This window comes from Pyramidobacter piscolens W5455, from assembly GCF_000177335.1.
Classification (GTDB): domain Bacteria; phylum Synergistota; class Synergistia; order Synergistales; family Dethiosulfovibrionaceae; genus Pyramidobacter; species Pyramidobacter piscolens.
The window spans coordinates 1-17,343 of record NZ_ADFP01000024.1 but is presented as its reverse complement, the minus strand read 5'-3'; the positions used below and the strand labels follow the sequence as shown (position 1 = coordinate 17,343).

General features: G+C 61.0%; 20 protein-coding genes and 1 riboswitch. Of the genes, 13 read left to right on the top strand and 7 right to left on the bottom strand.

Annotated elements, in window-relative coordinates; genetic code table 11:
* Window positions 1-82 precede the first annotated feature (82 nt).
* Window positions 83-1,192, bottom strand: coding sequence for an alanine racemase (locus HMPREF7215_RS01875; protein ID WP_009163891.1), 1,110 nt, complete (start codon window positions 1,190-1,192; stop codon window positions 83-85).
* A 103-nt stretch (window positions 1,193-1,295) separates the two neighbouring features.
* Here HMPREF7215_RS01875 and HMPREF7215_RS01870 point away from each other — a divergent pair, with 103 nt between their 5' ends.
* Window positions 1,296-1,589, top strand: coding sequence for a DUF4491 family protein (locus HMPREF7215_RS01870; RefSeq protein ID WP_009163890.1), 294 nt, complete (start codon window positions 1,296-1,298; stop codon window positions 1,587-1,589).
* A 100-nt stretch (window positions 1,590-1,689) separates the two neighbouring features.
* On the opposite strand, the gene HMPREF7215_RS01865 is transcribed toward HMPREF7215_RS01870, so the two are convergent.
* Together HMPREF7215_RS01865 and HMPREF7215_RS01860 are read right to left on the bottom strand one after the other, a co-directional pair.
* Entirely contained in the window at window positions 1,690-3,153 is a 1,464-nt protein-coding gene (locus HMPREF7215_RS01865) for a sodium-dependent transporter (protein ID WP_040550132.1), read from the bottom strand.
* 374 nt (window positions 3,154-3,527) lie between these two features.
* Window positions 3,528-4,124, bottom strand: coding sequence for a folate family ECF transporter S component (locus tag HMPREF7215_RS01860; protein ID WP_009163888.1), 597 nt, complete (start codon window positions 4,122-4,124; stop codon window positions 3,528-3,530).
* Window positions 4,125-4,190: 66 nt separating this feature from the next.
* A riboswitch (THF riboswitch) is annotated at window positions 4,191-4,292 on the bottom strand.
* Between the two features lie 144 nt (window positions 4,293-4,436).
* Between HMPREF7215_RS01860 and HMPREF7215_RS01855 the strand changes: the two genes are divergently transcribed.
* The 12 genes from HMPREF7215_RS01855 (at window position 4,437) to HMPREF7215_RS01800 (ending at window position 14,616) form a co-directional block, all read left to right on the top strand.
* Window positions 4,437-5,465, top strand: coding sequence for an FAD:protein FMN transferase (locus HMPREF7215_RS01855; protein WP_009163887.1), 1,029 nt, complete (start codon window positions 4,437-4,439; stop codon window positions 5,463-5,465).
* The gene (locus HMPREF7215_RS12245) at window positions 5,462-5,821 is read left to right on the top strand and encodes a NusG domain II-containing protein (RefSeq protein WP_009163886.1); all 360 of its coding nucleotides are present in this window, start codon (window positions 5,462-5,464) and stop codon (window positions 5,819-5,821) included. The genes HMPREF7215_RS01855 and HMPREF7215_RS12245 overlap by 4 nt, the downstream gene beginning before the upstream one ends.
* 9 nt (window positions 5,822-5,830) lie before the next feature.
* A complete protein-coding gene (locus HMPREF7215_RS01845) occupies window positions 5,831-6,361 on the top strand; it encodes a Gx transporter family protein (RefSeq protein ID WP_009163885.1) in 531 nt (176 codons plus the stop codon).
* 39 nt (window positions 6,362-6,400) lie between these two features.
* The gene (locus tag HMPREF7215_RS01840; RefSeq protein ID WP_009163884.1) at window positions 6,401-7,096 is read left to right on the top strand and encodes a DUF4405 domain-containing protein; all 696 of its coding nucleotides are present in this window, start codon (window positions 6,401-6,403) and stop codon (window positions 7,094-7,096) included.
* On the top strand, window positions 7,093-7,386 hold the full coding sequence (locus HMPREF7215_RS13475) for a DUF4491 family protein (protein ID WP_009163883.1): 294 nt from the start codon (window positions 7,093-7,095) through the stop codon (window positions 7,384-7,386). The genes HMPREF7215_RS01840 and HMPREF7215_RS13475 overlap by 4 nt, the downstream gene beginning before the upstream one ends.
* A gap of 252 nt (window positions 7,387-7,638) precedes the next feature.
* Window positions 7,639-8,538, top strand: coding sequence for an NAD(P)-binding domain-containing protein (locus tag HMPREF7215_RS01830; protein ID WP_009163881.1), 900 nt, complete (start codon window positions 7,639-7,641; stop codon window positions 8,536-8,538).
* A 75-nt stretch (window positions 8,539-8,613) separates the two neighbouring features.
* Entirely contained in the window at window positions 8,614-9,582 is a 969-nt protein-coding gene (locus HMPREF7215_RS01825) for a Bug family tripartite tricarboxylate transporter substrate binding protein (protein WP_009163880.1), read from the top strand.
* A gap of 75 nt (window positions 9,583-9,657) precedes the next feature.
* Window positions 9,658-10,092 carry a tripartite tricarboxylate transporter TctB family protein gene (locus HMPREF7215_RS12240; protein ID WP_009163879.1) on the top strand — a complete coding sequence of 145 codons (435 nt, stop codon included), beginning with the start codon at window positions 9,658-9,660 and terminating at the stop codon, window positions 10,090-10,092.
* A gap of 15 nt (window positions 10,093-10,107) precedes the next feature.
* Entirely contained in the window at window positions 10,108-11,628 is a 1,521-nt protein-coding gene (locus HMPREF7215_RS01815; RefSeq protein WP_009163878.1) for a tripartite tricarboxylate transporter permease, read from the top strand.
* A gap of 69 nt (window positions 11,629-11,697) precedes the next feature.
* Window positions 11,698-12,396 carry an RraA family protein gene (locus HMPREF7215_RS01810; protein ID WP_009163877.1) on the top strand — a complete coding sequence of 233 codons (699 nt, stop codon included), beginning with the start codon at window positions 11,698-11,700 and terminating at the stop codon, window positions 12,394-12,396.
* 32 nt (window positions 12,397-12,428) lie between these two features.
* Window positions 12,429-13,682, top strand: coding sequence for an SLC13 family permease (locus HMPREF7215_RS01805; protein ID WP_009163876.1), 1,254 nt, complete (start codon window positions 12,429-12,431; stop codon window positions 13,680-13,682).
* Between the two features lie 88 nt (window positions 13,683-13,770).
* Complete coding sequence (locus HMPREF7215_RS01800; protein ID WP_009163875.1) at window positions 13,771-14,616, top strand: DUF6282 family protein; 846 nt, start codon at window positions 13,771-13,773, stop codon at window positions 14,614-14,616.
* A gap of 91 nt (window positions 14,617-14,707) precedes the next feature.
* On the opposite strand, the gene HMPREF7215_RS01795 is transcribed toward HMPREF7215_RS01800, so the two are convergent.
* From HMPREF7215_RS01795 to HMPREF7215_RS01780, 4 genes are all read right to left on the bottom strand, one after another.
* On the bottom strand, window positions 14,708-15,310 hold the full coding sequence (locus tag HMPREF7215_RS01795) for a hypothetical protein (RefSeq protein ID WP_156797390.1): 603 nt from the start codon (window positions 15,308-15,310) through the stop codon (window positions 14,708-14,710).
* A 31-nt stretch (window positions 15,311-15,341) separates the two neighbouring features.
* A complete protein-coding gene (locus tag HMPREF7215_RS01790; RefSeq protein ID WP_009163873.1) occupies window positions 15,342-16,172 on the bottom strand; it encodes a metal ABC transporter permease in 831 nt (276 codons plus the stop codon).
* Entirely contained in the window at window positions 16,166-16,921 is a 756-nt protein-coding gene (locus HMPREF7215_RS01785; protein ID WP_009163872.1) for a metal ABC transporter ATP-binding protein, read from the bottom strand. Before HMPREF7215_RS01785 ends, HMPREF7215_RS01790 begins: the two co-directional genes overlap by 7 nt.
* A 1-nt stretch (window position 16,922) precedes the next feature.
* On the bottom strand, window positions 16,923-17,343 hold a 421-nt coding region (locus HMPREF7215_RS01780), incomplete at its 5' end, for a metal ABC transporter substrate-binding protein (protein WP_009163871.1).

Genomic DNA, 17,343 nt, shown 5'->3' with positions numbered 1-17,343 from the left:
GCCTCTGACGCGCATCAGCGCCTCTTCATTTTTGCCGTTTCCAAAAAGACTTCTGCCGAAGAACGGCTCCGCCGCTCCGCTTCTATTGCAGTTTGCCGCGCGCGCTCACGGGCAGACGATCGATCACCTCGTCGCCGCTGACCAGGTAGGCATATTCATACAGATTGCACACAGGACAAATGTGCACGGGGATGACGCGCACGCGGTCGCCGACGCGCACCTTTTCGCGGAACGCCGCGTCGTTGACGATGGCGTGCTCGTCGAAGACTTTGTCGATGTGCACGCCGGGATGCTCGAGCAGCGTGCCGTGTCCCGGCGTGGCGCAGACGCCTTCGCTGCGGCGCTGCATGGTCAGTCCCTTGGCGCCGACGTCGAGAATGACGCGCTCCGCCGTGGGGCGGCTGATCACGGTCGCCAGCACGGTGGCGGCGCAGCGCGCCAGCGTGCCGATGGCGTGCCCCTGCGAGGCATCCATGAAGATGAACGTGCCGGGGCGCAGTTCGGTGATGCCGCCGAGGATCGGCACTTCGTTCATGAAAGTCGGCGTGGCCCCGTAACTGACGGTCTCGCAGGGCATGCCGGCCGCCGCGGCGAGGCGGGCGAAGCGCAGCGTGCGTTCCTGCGCGCCGACGGCGATGCGGATCAGATCCTCGCGGTCTTTGGCGCTATAGCTGTTGCCGTCGTGCGAAAAGATCCCCTTGAACCGTACCGCAGGACAGCGGCGGATCGCCGCCAGCAAAGCGGCGAAATCGTTTTCCTCGACGACGCCCGAGCGTCCCTCGCCCACTTCGATCTCGATCATCACTTCGGCGGGGCGGTCGGCGCCGGAAAAAACTTTTTGGATGCCGGGCAGCGTTTCGGGGCTGTCGACGCCGAAGCTGACCGTCACGCCGCGCTGCGCCAGGGCGCGGATGCGCTCCCATTTCTGCACGCCGACGATTTCGTTGGCGATGAAGATGTCGTCCAGCCCGTCGGCGGCCATGGCTTCGGCTTCGCCGACTTTGGCCACGGCGATGCCGCGCGCGCCCATTTCCACCTGCAGGCGCGCCACGGCGGGCATCTTGTGCGTTTTCGTGTGCGGGCGCAGCTTCGCGCCGTGGCGGGCGGCGTAATCGAGCATGAACCGCATGTTGTCCCGCATGATCTCGCGATCGATCAGCAGCGACGGCGTATCGAGTGCGGCGATTTTCACGTTTTTCTCCTCCTTGGGGTGATACAATAATGACGTTTCCGCACATAATCTACAAAAAATTCCGGCGTTTTTCAAGCGCCGAAAATCCACGGAGGTACGCGGCATGGAACTGAACTTGGCCGGCCCGGTGTTGGGCATCGCTTCGCTGTTCATCATGGGAGTCTATTATCCCGTGGTGATTTGGGGCGAATACTGGTTTTCCGAGCGCGTCTGGCCGCTGTTTCTACTCGCCGGCGCGGCGCTGATCGGAGCTTCGCTGTTTCTCAGCGGCACGGGCTGTTATCTGGCTGCTTTTACGGGGGCCGTCAACCTCTGGGCCATCGCCGAGATCAAGGAACAGGCGCGACGCGTCCGCGACGGCAAATATCCGCGCAATCCTCGCCGCCGCTATGACTGATACTGATTTTCAATTCAAAAGCATCATTGAAAAGGCCGGCATCGCGCACTCCACGCGCGATGCCGGCCCAGTGTGGCTCCGATGTTTTTCGGAAGAGTTTCTAGATGAGCCCGAAGTCCTGCAGCTGAGCCAGAAGCACCATGACGAGAATGACGGGCACGATGACCTTGAAGCAGAGATCTACCAACCACTCAAAGCGGAGTTTCTTGCCAGGCGTGAGGGCCACTTCGTCGGCAATGACCTTCGTGCCCACAACCCAGCCGAACATGACGCTCATGAGCAGAGAGCCGAGAGGCATCATCACGCCTTCGGAGAGCATATCGTAGAAGTCAAGCCAGCAGTCGAAGGCCACTGGAACCTTCGTGAGCCCCATCATCACGCCGGGGCTGTTCATCGCCGCGCCGCCGGCTACATTGCTGCCAAGCCCGTCCAGCGCGACGGGAAGGCTCACGAGGAAAAGCACCACCGCGAGGACAATGGTCGTCGCGGCACGAGCGGGAGCCTTCCCCTTGCGGATCTGACGGTCAAGCAAGCAGGCCACGCAGACTTCAAGCAAGGACATCGAGGAGGAGATGGCGGCCAGGAACACCAGGAAATAGAAGAGGAATCCCACAAAGGAACCGCTGAAGCCTCCCATTCCGGTCACGAAGACCTCGTGCAGAGACACGAAGAGCAGCGAGGGACCGCCGGCAGGGGCGAGGCCGAAGGCGAAGCACGCAGGCATGACAACCATACCGGCCAGAACCGCCACGATGGTGTCGGCCAGCGGGATGATATACATCTCCCGGGAGAGATCCTGCTCCTTCGACAGGTATGAACCATAGGTGATCATGACTCCCATGCCAAGCGACAGCGAGAAGAACATCTGCCCTGCCGCCGTTTTCAAGACCTTGAAAAAGCCGATCTCAGGATCGGAAAATACCGCGAAGTTGGGCTTGAACATGAAATCCAGGCCCTTCTCCGCGCCTGGGAAAGTGTAGACGTAGACGGCCAGCCCGGCGAGGATGATGGCAAGGGCGGGGATGGCGTACTTGTTGAAGCGCTCGATGCCGCTTTCGACACCGCTCATGACGATCACGACGTTGAGAAGCTCGAAGATCGCCAGATAGAGGAGCATGTCGGAGCCGTTGCAGATGAACTCTCCAAAGTAAGCGCCGCTCTTGATGTTCGCGAAATTCGCGCCCCCCGAGAACATCGATTCGACGAAAGCGACCATATACTTCACGACCATGCCGCCCAAGACGTTGTAAAAAGCGAGAATGATAAACGGCGAAGCCACGCCCAGATACCCCACCCAGGCGAACTTCTTCGAGACAGCCTGATAGGCCTCCACGGCGCCCTTACCGGTCTTTCGTCCCAGGGCCAGCTCTCCAAGCATAATGACGACGCCGACCAACAGAACCACTGCCAGGTACACGACCAGGAACGCTCCGCCGCCGCTTTTTCCCATCTTATAGGGGAACCCCCAGAGGTTGCCCAAGCCAACGGCAGAACCGATCGCCGCCATCAAGAAGCCGAACTTGGACTTCCACTGCCCTCTTGCAACATCCTTCTCACGTGACATTTTTCTCATCTCCCTTTTAAGAAATTACGGATGCCCTTTTTAACGGACAAATCCTACCATATTATACAAACTGAACATAAAAAGGCCAACCATTTCCTTTTAATTGCATTCAGAATAAAATACTTTAATTAATTATATTTTACATCAATATTATCTCCACGCAAAACAAAAACGATTCTCTCTCTAAGCGTAAACCGGGAAGCGAGGCCAAACATCAGATTGCTCTACCTCAAATTCATATTTTGAATTAAAACAGCCGTTTATGAATCTCCCTCGCGGCGCCCAGCAGACTATGCTAATACTCTCTACCAAGAATCAATATGATAAAGCTCCCCCAAGAAACCAGGCCGGCCCCGCAGGGTCGGCCTGATTTCTTATTTGCGCTCCGAGAAGCGGCCGCCGAAAAGCGGCAGGATCGTGCGCTCGACGGTTTTCAGCAGCAGATAGGTGACCAGCACGTCGCCGGGCAGGCAGATCAGGTTGGTCATAGCGCGCGCGGGGAAAATGGCCCACACGGCTTTCTTGTAGAGGATCACGAGCCACAGCGTGTTGCAGCCGAGGTTGACGATCAGCTTGACGAGCAGATGGGCGACGAACACGCGCGTCACCGTGAGCGGGCGGCGGTACAGTATTGTGCCGTAAATCACGCCGGCCAGCACGGCGCTGAGCGTGAAACCCGGAAAGTAAACGCCCTCGGGTTTGATCATGAACTTGATCACTTCCAGCGCGCCGGAGAACAAAGCCCCCGCGGCGGGGCCGAAGAGATAGTCGACCACTTGGTTCGGGAAGCCCGACAGGCCGATCCTCAGATACGGCCCAAGGGAAATGGTAGCCACGGCGCGGAGGATAACGGCCAGCGCGCACATGACGCCGCAGAACGCCACCACGCGGATGGAGCGGAACTCGCGCAGCGAACCGAGCCAGCGGTTTTCGCCTGCGCCCAACGAACGTGGATTGCCTGATGTCACCATACAAAAACGCCTCCTTCGCAGTAATTTCCTCTTACTACATAAGGAGGCGGGATTCGCCCGATATGCAGCAGCGGGATGCAAAACCCGACACCGCAAGCCCGGAGGCTCTTCGTCCAGCTGTCAACTCCCCGTTCAGCCGGCACTTGACGCATCGGTTTTTACTCTGCTTTGAGATGCCTTTATTATAGACGCTGCTCGAGATAATGCAAGACTCTTTTCGTAAAACGACCGGCGTGCTACCATATTCACGGAAGAAAATCGTCAGTTCCGACTTTCTACGGGCGAGGACTGGCGCAAAAAGGCGGAAACGTCATGAAAAGAATTCTCAGTTTTGCAGCCGTCGCCCTGTTGGCGCTGGGGGGATGGATCGGCTGGAACCAATTCGCAAAAACTCGGAAGCACAGCGTGAGCTTCTACGCCATGGACACGCCCATCACGCTGACGGCGTACGGGCCCCGCGGCAAGAGGGCGCTGTCGCTGGCCCGCGCGCGCGTCAAACAGATCGAAAGCGAGCTGTCCGTCACCGACCCGTGCAGCGACGTCGGCCGCCTCAACGCCGCCGGCGGCGCGCCGGTGCCGGTCGGCGAGGACACGACAACGCTGACGGCCTTCGCGCTGCGCATGAACACCCTGACGGGCGGAGCGTTCGACCCCACGCTCTATCCTGTACTGCGCGCCTGGGGCTTCACGACAGAAGAACGCCGCGTGCCTTCGGACGGCGAGCTGGCAAAACTGCTTCGTTTCGCAGGCGCGGAACATGTCCACCTCGACGGGCGCATGCTGCGCCTCGACGAGGGCAGCATGCTCGACCTCGGCGCCGTCGGCAAGGGATTCGCCGGCGACGAGGCGCTCGCCGTTATGGCCGCGGCGGGCGTCGAATCGGCGCTGGTCAACCTGGGCGGCAACGTGCAGACGTTGGGGCTTCGTCCCGACGGGCAAAGATGGCGCATCGGCGTCAAGTCCCCCGACGGCGGCCTGATCGGCGTGCTGCGCGCCGAAGCGGAAGCCGTCGTCACCTCCGGCGGCTACGAGCGTTTCTTCACCGGCCCCGACGGCCGGATCTACTGGCACATCCTCGATCCGCGCACAGGCGCTCCGGCGCGCAGCGGCGTGATCTCCGCCACCGCCGTCGGTTCCGAAGGGAAAATCTGCGACGCGATGTCCACCGCGTTCTTCGTCATGGGCGCGGAAAAAACCGCCGCGTTTTGGAAAGAACGCGGCGGTCCCGGCTTCGTGCTGCTCACCGAAGACGGCGAACTGTGGATCAGCGAGGATCTGAACGCTCGCTTCGCCGTCGATCCCGCTTACACGGACGCGAAGGTGACGGTGGTGCGGCGATGAAAAAACTCATCCCCGCCGTCCTGCTGCTCCTGACCGGCTGGTGCCTGTGGCGGTGGTTCGCGCCGCCCGGCCGGATCGTCGAGGTCGTGCAGCGCGGCAGAGTGATCGCCCGCCTCGATTTGAGCCGCGAAAAGGGTTCGCGCACCATCGACATCCGCGCTCCCGGCGGCGGCTACAACCGTCTGCTCGTCGAAAAGGGGCGCGTCAAGGTGCTGTGCGCCGACTGTCCCGGCCAGGACTGCGTGAGAATGGGCTGGCTGCGCTCGGCGTCGCTGCCGTTGATCTGCCTGCCGCACGGTCTGACGGTGCGCTACGCACCGCGCAGCGAGGGCGAGCTCGACAGCCTGTCGCAATAGGAGGAAAAGTTGAACACGAAAAATTTCGCCCGTCTGGCGCTGCTCACGGCGCTGTCGCTGATTCTCTTCGCCGCCGAAATGGCCCTGCCCGCGCCCATTCCCGTGCCCGGCGCCAAGCTGGGGCTGGCCAACGTCGTCACCGTCTGGGCGCTCTACCACTGTACCGCCCGCGAGACGCTGCTGGTGCTGCTGGCCCGCATCCTGCTCGGCGCGCTGCTGAGCGGCAACGCCGGGGCTCTGATCTTCAGCCTCTCGGGCGGGCTGCTGTGCCTGGCGGGAACGCTGCCTCTGCGCCGCGTCATCCCGGAACGCCGCCTGTGGCTGTGCAGCGCCGCCGGCGGCGCGCTGCACAACGTCGGGCAGCTGGCGGCCGCCATCGCCGTGACGCAAACCGCGGGGCTGCTTTCCTACCTGCCGTTCCTGCTGGTCAGCGGCATCGTCTGCGGCTCGCTGACGGGACAAATCGCCCAGCAGACCTCTGCGCGGCTGCGCTATTACCGTACGCGCGACCGCGACGATCTGCCGGCGCAGAATCTTTGACCGCAGATCTTCTGGTTTATTCAAGGAGGAGAAAATTTCATGAACGCCAACGCGCTTACGCGCCTTGCCGTGGATTTCGCCATGACGGCGCTGATGGTCGCGCTGATGGCCTATCAGGTCGTCGGCGACGTTGCCCACGAGGTCCTCGGCACCCTTACCGGCGTGCTCTTCATCGTTCACGCCGTCCTCAACCGGCACTGGTTCGCGCGTTTTTTCAGCGGACGTTACACGCCTCTGCGCGCACTGCAAGACTTCGCGATCCTGCTGGTGCTGCTCGATGCCGCGGTGATCATGATCACGGGCGTGATGATCTCGGGTACGGTTTTCGCCTTCCTCGACATCACCCGCGGTGTCAGCGTCGCCCGCTCGTTGCATCTGGCCGCGTCCTACTGGGGCATGGTGCTCATGAGCGTCCACATCGGCCTGCACTGGAGCATGGTCATGGGCATGACGCGCGCCGTCTTCGGGATCAGAGCTCACCGCGGCGCGGCCGCTTGGCTGATGCGTTTCGGCGCGGCGGCGCTGGCCGTCTGCGGGGCGCGCGCCTTCGGACGCGTGGACGCATGGGGATTTCTGACGCTGCGCAACCAGTTCGCCTTCTTCGACGAGACGCAGAGCGATTTTGCGGTGCTGTTCAATTATTTTTCCATCATGGCGCTGTTCATCTTCCTTTCCTATTACGCGGGCAAGGGGCTGCGGGCGTTTCCGACGTCGCAAAAGGACGCCGCGCGGTGAATCTGAACTATGAGGGCGTCGTTCTCGCCGCCGCTTCGTTGCTGATCATCGCCGTCTATCATCCGCTCGTGATCAAGGCGGAATACTGGTTCGGCACGCGCGTCTGGCCATTATTCGCCGCCGCTGCGCTGATCTGCCTGTCCGCTTCCGCCTGCCTGCGCGGCGTCGTTTCGCCTATCCTCGCCTTCCTCGGCGCCACCAACCTGTGGAGCGTCGTCGAGCTGAAAGCTCAGGCGAAACGCGTCAAAAAGGGCTGGTTCCCAAAAAATCCGCGACGGAAATACGAATGAAAAACATGACTCTCGCACGAAAGAAGCGGGACGGCACGCTGAGATTCTCTCCGGCGCGCCGTCCCGCTTCTCTTTTTTGATGCTCTTCCAACTTGTTCCGCCAGACTGTGCGAGTAACGGCAGCCTCGAATGTATACTGTATATTAATCATCGAAAGAACATCCTTTTGATTGACAAAGCTATAATCTGCTGATAGTATAATTTCAGTTATTAAATATCTTTTTTTCAAATACAGGAAAGAAGGGCGATGCGATGAGCGTCACAATTGGCTACATCGGTTTCGGCGAAGCGGCCTATCACATGGGCAAAGGGCTGAAGAGCGAAGGCGTCGAGGACATTCGCGCCTTTGACGTGGCGCTCGGTATGGGCGGCGCGTACAAGGACACGGTGATCGCGCGCTGCGCCGACGCCGGCGTCGCGGTGGCGGCGTCGGCCGAAGAGATCGTGAAAAATTGCGATATCGTCGTCATCTGCGTGCCGGCGCGCTTTACCGCTTCCACGGCAGAGGGGCTGCTACCGTTCGCGAAGGAAGGCCAGCTGTTCGTCGACGTGACCACGGCGCTGCCCCACGTCAAAGAAAAGGAAGCGGCTCTGTTCGCCGAGAAAAAAGCGCAGTACGTGGACTCGGCCATGCTCGGTTCGCTGGTCGTCTCCGCTCACAAGGTGCCGATGCTCGCCTCCGGCGACGGCGCAGAACGCTGGAAAGAGGCGATGACGCCCTACGGCATGAAGATCGCATTGGTCGGCGCCGGCTCGAAAGCCGGCGAAGCTTCGCGCATCAAGCTGGTGCGCAGCGTTTTCATGAAAGGCTTCGAAGCTCTGGTTGTCGAAACGTTCCTGTTCGCCCGCAAGTGCGGCGTCGAGGAGCGCATTATGGACTCCGTCGCCGGCACGATGGACAAAGAGTCGTTCAAGGACATTGCCCGACGGATGGCCGGCGCCGACCTGATCCACTCGGAACGTCGTTCCTTCGAGGTGGGCGAGTCGATGGAACTGATGAAAGAAGTCGGCGTCGAACCGTTGGTCGCCGCCGGCGTCAAGGAGCGCCTGGCCCGTTCGGCGGCGCTTGGCATGAACAAGGAGCTGAACGGCGTAGCGCCACAAACCATGGAAGCGATCTATTCCATTTGGGAGAAAAAGGACTACAAATAAATTCCGGCTTGGGGCGGACACGGGATATGATTCCGATCCGCCTGAAAATCTGAGACTGAAAGGAAGGATCCCGCAATGAAAATGAATCGTCGCATTTTTGCTCTGCTTGTCGCAACAGCAGCGTTCCTGGTTCCCGCGTGCGGTTTCGCCGCCGACTATCCCGGCAAGCCCGTCAAGATCATCGTTCCCTTTGCCGCCGGTGGCGCCGCCGACATGACTACCCGTCTGGCGGCGAAGGTCGCCGAAAAATACCTCGGCCAGCCCCTGGCGGTCGAGAATCGCCCCGGAGGAGGCGGCGTCACCGGTTACGCCGAAGTCGCCAAATCCCGACCCGACGGTTATACGCTCAGCGAGGTAGGGCCCAGCGTCGTCATCGCGCCTCTGACCAAGAAGACCAATTTCACGATCGATTCCTTTACGCCCATCGTCAACATGGTGTACGAACCGGAAACGATCGCCTGCCTGAGCGAGCGCTTCAAAACATGGGAAGAGCTTGTCGCCTCCTCGCAGGCCAACCCCGGCGGCGTCAAGATCAGCGTCTCCGGCGCCATGGCCAGCGACCACCTCGCCGTGCTCCGCGTGCTCAAGAAGAGCGGACTGAAATGGGTCTGCGTGCCCACGAACGGCAGTTCCCAGGCCATTACGGCCATGCTTGGCGGTCACGTCGACCTGACGATCGTCTCGCCTTCCGAGCTTTCCGAGCAGGTGCGCAGCGGCCAGGTCGCCTATCTGCTGACGCTGGCTCCCAAGCGTCTCGAAGAGTATCCCGAACTGCCCATCGCCGCCGAAAAGGGCATCGACGTGGCGGACGGCCCCTGGCGCGGTCTTGTCGTTCCCAAGGGAACGCCCGAAGAAGTGGTGGCCGCGATCGAAGCGGCTTTCCTGAAGGCGTTTGCCGATCCCGAGTTCGTCGAAGCCTACGGCAAGGCCGGCCTGCCCGCCAACATGTGGATGAACCGCGCCGACTTCACGGCGCTGGTCGAGCAGCAGAAGGCCGACATCGCCGAAGTGATCGCCGAGACCGGCGTGAAGACGAACAAGTAGTTCTCCGACCGATGCCAAAGAGGGCTCCTCGTTTCCGCAGGGCCCTCTTTTTTCACAACGAAGGAGGAAAATCCCGTGTTTCTTGTCAAAACTCTTTCCCTCGAGGTCGTTTTCGTCGTGTTCTTCCTGTGGCGCTCTCTGTACGAGCCCGCCGAGGTGCGCGCTTATCCGCAGGCGCTGCTGGTCCTGATGGGGCTGTGCGCCTTGACCTCGCTGTATTACGCCTGGCAGCTCCGCAACACGTCGCAGACTTCCGCCGACGAGATCCGTTTCAACAAGTACTTTTCCATCGGCTCGTTCTTCTGCTATCTGTTGTCATTTCACGCTCTCGGTTTCATCGTGGCGACATTTCTTTTCTACAGCATCTGGATGGCGGTGATCGAGCGCAGGCTGAAGATCGGCCACATCCTCATCGCGGCGGTCTTTGCCGGGTTGCTGTACTACGTGTTCCATAACGTTCTCGGGGTCCTGCTGCCGGCCGGACTGCTGGCAAACGTTCTGCCCGATTAGGAAGGAGCGACGCACATGTTAGATTGGCTCGAAGCTTTGAAACTCGCCCTGGTCCCCAGCGTGCTGCTCTCGAACTTTATCGGCACGGCGGTCGGCATCGTGATCGGCGCGCTGCCCGGCCTGACCTCGACAATGGGCGTGGCGCTGGCGGTGCCTCTCACTTACGGCATGGCGCCCGCCTCGGGATTCGCCATGCTCTGCGGCATTTACTGCGGCTCCGTCTATGGCGGCGCCATCACGGCCATCCTCATCAACACGCCGGGCACGCCCGCCGGCGCGGCGACAACGCTGGACGGCTATCCGATGGCGCAAAAGGGGCGTGCCGTGGAGGCTCTCGGCATCGCGGTGATCAGTTCGTTCATCGGCGGGCTGTTCAGCGTCGCGGTGCTGAGTTTCTGCGCGCCGGCGCTGGCCAAGGTGGCGCTGTCTTTCGGCCCGGCCGAGTACTTCGCGGTGATGGTTTTCGGCATCACGATCATCTCCAGCATCTCGGGCAAGTCCATGTCGCGCGGTCTCTTTGCCGGGCTGCTGGGCATGTTCCTCGGCACCTTCGGCACTGATCCGTTGACGGGCTATCCGCGTTTCGCCGACGGCGTTCCCGGCCTGTACGGCGGCATCGAGATCGTGCCCTGCCTGATCGGCCTTTTCTCGTTCCCGCAAGCGATCGACATGGTAGTCAAAAAGGTCAAGGAGTCGCGTATGAACGCCCTGACGGGCAAGGTACCGCCGCTGCGCGAGTTTGCCAGACGCTGGGCGAATCTGCTGCGTTCGTCGGTGATCGGCACGTTCATCGGCATCCTCCCCGGCGCCGGAACGACCATTGCCACGTTCCTTTCCTACAACGAAGCGATGCGCTTTTCCAAGCACAAAGAGGCGTTCGGCACGGGCTGCATGGACGGCGTCATCGCCACGGAAACTTCGAACAACGCCGTCGTCGGCGGCTCGTTGGTGCCGCTGCTGACGCTGGGTATTCCCGGCAACGCGGTGTCGGCCGTCTTCCTGGGCGCTCTGACGATCCAGGGGCTGAAGCCCGGACCGTTCCTGTTCCAGGAACAGGCGCCGCTGATTTACAGCTTGTTCCTCAGCCTCGGCATCGCCCACTTTTTCTTCCTCGCCATCGGCCTCAGCGGCGTAAGAATTTTCCCCAAGATCCTGAAGATTTCGCCCACGGTGCTCTCCGGCGGCATCCTCATTCTCGGCACGGTGGGAGCGTACGCGCTGCGCAACGAGCCGTTCGACATCTGGGTCGTTCTGGCATTCGGCCTGCTGGGGTATTTCCTGAAAACGATCAAGACGCCCACGGCCCCCGTCGTGCTGGGGTTCATCCTCGGGCCGATGATTGAAGCTAACTTTGAGCAGGCTATGCTGATCGGCGACGGCAAATGGTCGTTCTTCTTCAGCAAGCCGATTTCCTGCGTTTTTTTGATCCTCGCCGCCGTTTCCTTCGTGACGCCCTTTATCTTCCGCTGGCGCAAAACCCGCAGTGCCTCCGCCCTGGCCGAAGAAGAGAGCCGTACCGAGGAAGAAGAACTGTAGAGATATTTTTTCGGCAGCGTTTTCTCGATTAAAATCTGTTTCTTGCTTAATAGAAAGGAAGTTTTTCACATGTCCGTAGGATTTCGCGTGTACACCAAAAGGAACCTGCCGCCCCAAGAGCTCGTCGAGGCGTTCCGTCACATTCCCGCCTCCAACATCGCCGATACGATGAACCGCCTCTGCGCCATCCACTCCGACATTCATCTGATGACAAAACCCGGCGACGGCAACATGGTCGGCGTGGCGCTCACCGTCAAAGCCCGTCCCGGCGACAATCTGATGCTTCACAAGGCGCTGAACATGATCGAGCCCGGCGACGTGGTCGTCGTTTCCAACGAGGGTGACCGCAGCCAGTCCCTGATGGGCGAGGTTATGGCCGCTTACGCCAAATCGCGCGGCGTGGCCGGTTTCGTCTTCGACGGGCCGATGCGCGACATCGACAGCCTTTATGACGGCGGCGTGCCGTTCTACGCAACGGGCACCACGCCCGGCGGCCCCTTCAAGGAGGGCCCCGGCGAGATCAACGTTCCCATCGCCTGCGGCGGCATCATGGTCAACCCCGGCGACATCATCGTCGGCGACCCCGACGGCGTGATCGTCATTCCCCGTCGGGATGCCGAAAGGGTGCTGGAAGCAGCGCGAAAGTTCATGGAACAGGATCAGAGCAAGCTCAAAGCGGCGCAGGAAGGGCACGCCACGCGCGACTGGGTCGACGAGAAGCTGGAAGAAAAAGGCTGCGAGATCATTGACGACGCGTATCCCGCGTAAGCTCGCCGAATAACGCCACAGGAGACTCCATCATGAGCCAAATGGCAATCGCGCTGATCATTCTCGCCGCCACGATCGTTCTGTTCATCTGGGAGCCGGTGCCCATCCTCGTCACCGCCATCGGCGCTTCGATCGCTTACGCCTACGCGGGCATTATTCCCGTCGGCGATATCTTCAAGGGCTACAACAGCAACACCATCGTGCTGCTGGCCGGCATGATGATCGTCGGATCGTCGCTGTTCCACACCGGTCTGACCGACATCATCGGCGAAAAGATGGTGAAGATCACGGGAAAGAGCGAGCGCAACATCGTCCTCGCCACGCTGATCGTCTCCTGCGCCCTCAGTTCGGTGTGCAGCAACATCGGCGTGATGACGGCCATGGCCCCGCTGGTCACGGCCATGTGTTTCTCCGCCGGCTGCGGCTCTTCACGCACGCTGATGGCGCTGCTTTTCGGCGCTCAATTCGGCGGCTTCGTGACGCTGGTCGGCGTCGGTTCCAACGCTTCCGCGGCCAACGCCATGGCCGACCTCGGTCTGACGCCGTTTGGATTCTTCGGCATCACGCCCTTTGGTCTCGGCATTTGCGTTCTCGGCACGCTGTACTTCACTTTCGTGGGCATGAAGTTCCTGCCCGACACGGGATATGTCCCCGAGTTCGCCAAGGTCGAGAAGAAACCCTTCGACAAAAACAAGGCCGCCATCGCCTGCATCACCATGGCTGCCGTGTTGGTAGTCATCGCGCTGAGTCCCAAGAAGATGCCCATGCACGTGGCGGCGGTGATCGGCTCGCTGGTTATCATGGGCACCAAGTGTATGACCGTTCGGGAAGCCATCGCCGCCATCGACTGGAACTGCATGCTGCTGGTCGGTTCGTTGACCGCCATTTCCACAGGCGTGCAGAAAAGCGGCGCCGGTGCCGCCATGGCTGAACTGATCTTGCAGATTCTCGGCGAACATCCCAGCACGTTCATGATCACGACGGTGATCTTCATCGCCGCCGCAATTCTCACTCAGGTGATGTCCAATATTCCCACGATCATGCTGTTCATGCCCATCGGCGTTTCCATCGCCAAAGCGATCAACGTCAGTCCTTATCCCATCTGCATGATCATCACGCTGGCCGGCGCCGCGTCCTACGCCACGCCTTTCGCCGCCCCGCAGAACATGATGACCGTCGGCTGGACGCAGTACCGGTTCGTGGATTACGTCAAAGCAGGACTGCCGATGCTGCTGGTAACCTATCTGGTCATTGTCGCCGTCATCCCTTTCTATCTACCCTATTAAAAACTGGATTTCCGAAAAGCGCGCCCTCGGTACGCCCGCTGCGGGCTGTGAGGGCGCGCTTTTTCGCGACGAACTGGAGGCACAACACATGAGAGACTGTCTTCGCGGCGCTTACGAGATGCACGTCCACACTTCGCCCGACGTGACGGCGCGCAAATGCAGCGATCTCGAACTGGCGCGGCGCTTTCGCGACGCCGGGCTGGCGGGGGCTTTGATCAAATGCCACTATGCCGACACGGCGGCCCGCGCGGCGCTGCTGAACGAGCAATTCGAAGAACTGCATTTCGCTGGCGGCGTGACGCTGAACAGCTCGGTCGGAGGACTCAATCCCGAAGCGGTCGCCGTCAGCGGCAAGATGGGCGGTCGAATCGTCTGGTTCCCGACGATGGATTCGCGCAGCTACCAGGAATTCCGAAAACAAAACGGAACGCCCGACGTGGATTCGAGCAAGTGTATTTACATCCTTGACGCTCGGGGAAATTTGATTCCCGAAGCGCTCGCGGTGCTGGAAACGGCGAAGCGCTGCGGGATGCTGGTCGGCACGGGGCATGTCAGCGCCGCGGAAGGACTGGCGCTGGCACGCGCCGGCGCAAAGACGGGCTGTCAGGTGATCCTGACGCACGCCGACAATCCTGCCGACGTTTACACGACGGACCAGCAGCGCGAGGCCGCGGCGCTGGGCGCGATCGTCGAACATTGTTACTTCACGACCTATTACAAACGCACGCCCATCGAGACGATCGCCGCGCAGATCCGGGCCGTCGGCGTGGAGCGGGTGATCCTTTCCACAGATTTCGGCCAACCGCAATCGCCCTACTCCGACGAGGGACTTTCACAATACGCGGACCTGCTCGCGGCGCAGGGCTTCAGCGACGCCGAACTGAGCATGATGTTCCGCGACACGCCGGCTCGCCTGCTCGGCTTTGAACGCTGAGCCGAAAACGCGTGCGACGCGCCACGAAAAACGGGAGCCTGTCCCTTGCTCTTTGAGCAGAGTTCAGGCTCCCGTTCTTTTGCAGCAACGCTCAGTCGCGCACGGTCGCTTTGCCGACTTTGGGCATCTTTTCGACCGTGATGGCCTCGATGTAGTAAAAAGGCTCCATCGTGCCCTTCTCAAAGACGGAGGGCACGCTGCCCTCGCGCAGGATGCCGCGCACCTTGACCCATGACTTTTCGGACTGGAGCGCCGACAAGTCGCGGTCGTACTTGAACTCGAAGTTCACGTATCCGCCCGTGCAGAACGGGCAGATCGGCCCTTTGCGCCCCACATAGGTGAAGCCGTCGAAGTCCATGTAAAAGCCCTCGATCTCCACCGACTTGCCCGCGTATTTATCGAAGTTCAGGAACCAGTCGTTGATCTGGGTCATGTAGAGGCGGTTGCCGACGATGATGTCGATTTTACGCGGATCGAAGGCGGCGCGGTCCTTCTCGATGTCGTGAGGATAGTTGTAAAGCGAGATGTCCGGCCCCTCGAGGATCAGCATCCCCGCCTGGGCGTCGATCTCCGCCAGATAGTCCTCCAGCTTCTCCGCCTCCTCTTCCGGCAGAGGCACGGCGGCGAAAAGAGCCGGCGCGAGCAGCGCCAGCAGAAACGCCCCAAACGCGCTTTTTCCTCTGAATTTCATCATTTCTTTCATCGTCCTTTTCAGCCCGCCTGCGTCACTGCGGCCGCCGGAACCCGTGAAAGTGCGAGCCGGCGACGGCGGCGGCGAAAAGCGCCATATTGACGATCACGATGCACGATCCGGTGGGAATCGAATACAGATAGGAAAGGAACATGCCCGTGAAAAAACAGCCGACCGAGATCGCCGCCGACAGCAGCACCGTGCTCCTGAAACGGCGGCAGATCCGCATCGCCGTCAACGACGGGAAAACGATCAGGCTGGAGATCAGCAGCGTTCCCATCATGCGCATTCCCAAAACGACCGTTACGGACGTGAGCAGGGCGATGATCATGTTGTAGCGCCCCGTATGGATCCCCGCCGCCTGCGCGAACGTCTCGTCGAAGGTGACGGCGAAGATGCGGTTGTAGAACAAAACGTAGAGCAACAGCACCGCGCAGCTCAGCGCCGCCGAGAGGATCACGTCGGAACGGCTCATGGCGAGAATGCTGCCGAACATGTAATTGCACACGTCCACGTTCATTCCCGTCGAAAGCGAGACCGCCGCCACCCCGACCGCCAGCGCGCCGCTGCACAGCACGGCCGTCGCCGAATCGCCGCGGATGCGCGAGCTGCTCTTGATCTGCAGCAACAGAAAGGCCGCCACGATACAGGCCGGGATCGCCAGGCTCAGCGGCGCGAGGTCAAGCGCTTTCGCCAGAGCCAGAGCCGCGAAGGCCACGTGAGCCAGCCCGTCGCCGATCATCGAATAACGCTTCAGAACCAGGCTGGTCCCCAGCAGCGAAGCGCAGAGCGAGACCAGGCAGCCGACGATCAGCGCGTTGATCACGAAAGGATAGGACAACATCTGCAAAAGTTCGCTCAGCATAACTTCGCCCCGCCCTCTTTCGCAGCCGCACCGCTCAAGACGCGGAACGGGCCGCCGTCGATAAAACGGCGGCCGGCCGCGCTTTGCGAGTATTTCTCAACGGAGCCGAAAAACAGCTGGCGGCCGTTGAGATGAAGGATCTGTCGGGCGCAGCGCAGGGCGCTCTGCACGTCGTGAGTGATCATGACGATCGTCATGCCCTGCTCGCGGTTCAGCTCGTTCAGGATCTGGTACATTTCGTCCTGCATGCGGGGATCCAGCCCTGCCGCCGGTTCGTCCAGCAGCAGGAGCGAACGCGTGGCGCACAGGGCCCGGGCCAGCAGCACCCGGCGCTGCTGCCCGCCGGAAAGATCGCGGAAACATTTCTTTCTGAAATCCTGCATCCGCACCAGCCGCAGCTTCGCCTCGGCTTCCCGACGGTCGCCCTTGCCGAAAAAGGGACGCAGGCCGCAGCGCCGCAGCTGGCCCGACAACACCACTTCCTCGACGCTGGCGGGAAAGTCTTTCTGCACCGCCGTCTGTTGGGGAAGATATCCGATGCCTCCCATGCGCGCCTCTGCGCCCACTTCCACAGAACCGCCGACCGGCTTGACGAGGCCCAGCAGTCCCTGCATCAGCGTGCTTTTGCCGGCGCCGTTTTCGCCGACGATGCAAAGGTAGCCGCCGGCGGAGACCTCAAAGCTGACGTCCTCCAGGACCTTCCTGCCGTCGTAGGCAAAGCTCGCATTGCGGCACGCGAGGAGGCTCATGCTAGTTCAGCGCCTCTTTGAGGACGTTCAGATTGTGGCGCATCAGGTCGAGGTAAGTGATCCCCTTTTCGAAATCCTCGGCGCTGACGTTGTGCACCGCGTTCAGCAGCCGCACCTGGGCGCCCGTGGCGTCGGCGATGGCGCGGGCCATCTGGCCGTTCGACAGCTCGATGTGAAACACGACGGGGATCCCGTCCTGCTTCACCTTGTCGATCAGGAAAGCGACCGTCTCGGGATTTGGCTCCGTCTGGTTGGCGCAGCCGGGGAACGCCGCATAATATTTCAGGCCGAACTCGCGGCAGAAATACAGGAAGGGGAAGCGGTCGCCGACGATGATCTCGCGGCGCTTCGAGCCCTCGATCAATTTGCGGAAATCATCGTCAAGCCGGCGCAGCTGCTCAAGATACACGGCGGCGCGGCTG

Coding starts and splice junctions, on each gene's coding strand:
- HMPREF7215_RS01825 (WP_009163880.1), top strand. CDS start 8,614: ATGAAAATGAATCGTCGCATTTTTGCTCTGCTTGTCGCAACAGCAGCG.
- HMPREF7215_RS01800 (WP_009163875.1), top strand. CDS start 13,771: ATGAGAGACTGTCTTCGCGGCGCTTACGAGATGCACGTCCACACTTCG.
- HMPREF7215_RS01840 (WP_009163884.1), top strand. CDS start 6,401: ATGAACGCCAACGCGCTTACGCGCCTTGCCGTGGATTTCGCCATGACG.
- HMPREF7215_RS12245 (WP_009163886.1), top strand. CDS start 5,462: ATGAAAAAACTCATCCCCGCCGTCCTGCTGCTCCTGACCGGCTGGTGC.
- HMPREF7215_RS01790 (WP_009163873.1), bottom strand. CDS start 16,172: ATGCTGAGCGAACTTTTGCAGATGTTGTCCTATCCTTTCGTGATCAAC.
- HMPREF7215_RS01865 (WP_040550132.1), bottom strand. CDS start 3,153: ATGTCACGTGAGAAGGATGTTGCAAGAGGGCAGTGGAAGTCCAAGTTC.
- HMPREF7215_RS01785 (WP_009163872.1), bottom strand. CDS start 16,921: ATGAGCCTCCTCGCGTGCCGCAATGCGAGCTTTGCCTACGACGGCAGG.
- HMPREF7215_RS01830 (WP_009163881.1), top strand. CDS start 7,639: ATGAGCGTCACAATTGGCTACATCGGTTTCGGCGAAGCGGCCTATCAC.
- HMPREF7215_RS01860 (WP_009163888.1), bottom strand. CDS start 4,124: ATGGTGACATCAGGCAATCCACGTTCGTTGGGCGCAGGCGAAAACCGC.
- HMPREF7215_RS01805 (WP_009163876.1), top strand. CDS start 12,429: ATGAGCCAAATGGCAATCGCGCTGATCATTCTCGCCGCCACGATCGTT.
- HMPREF7215_RS01815 (WP_009163878.1), top strand. CDS start 10,108: ATGTTAGATTGGCTCGAAGCTTTGAAACTCGCCCTGGTCCCCAGCGTG.
- HMPREF7215_RS01855 (WP_009163887.1), top strand. CDS start 4,437: ATGAAAAGAATTCTCAGTTTTGCAGCCGTCGCCCTGTTGGCGCTGGGG.
- HMPREF7215_RS01870 (WP_009163890.1), top strand. CDS start 1,296: ATGGAACTGAACTTGGCCGGCCCGGTGTTGGGCATCGCTTCGCTGTTC.
- HMPREF7215_RS01810 (WP_009163877.1), top strand. CDS start 11,698: ATGTCCGTAGGATTTCGCGTGTACACCAAAAGGAACCTGCCGCCCCAA.
- HMPREF7215_RS01795 (WP_156797390.1), bottom strand. CDS start 15,310: ATGATGAAATTCAGAGGAAAAAGCGCGTTTGGGGCGTTTCTGCTGGCG.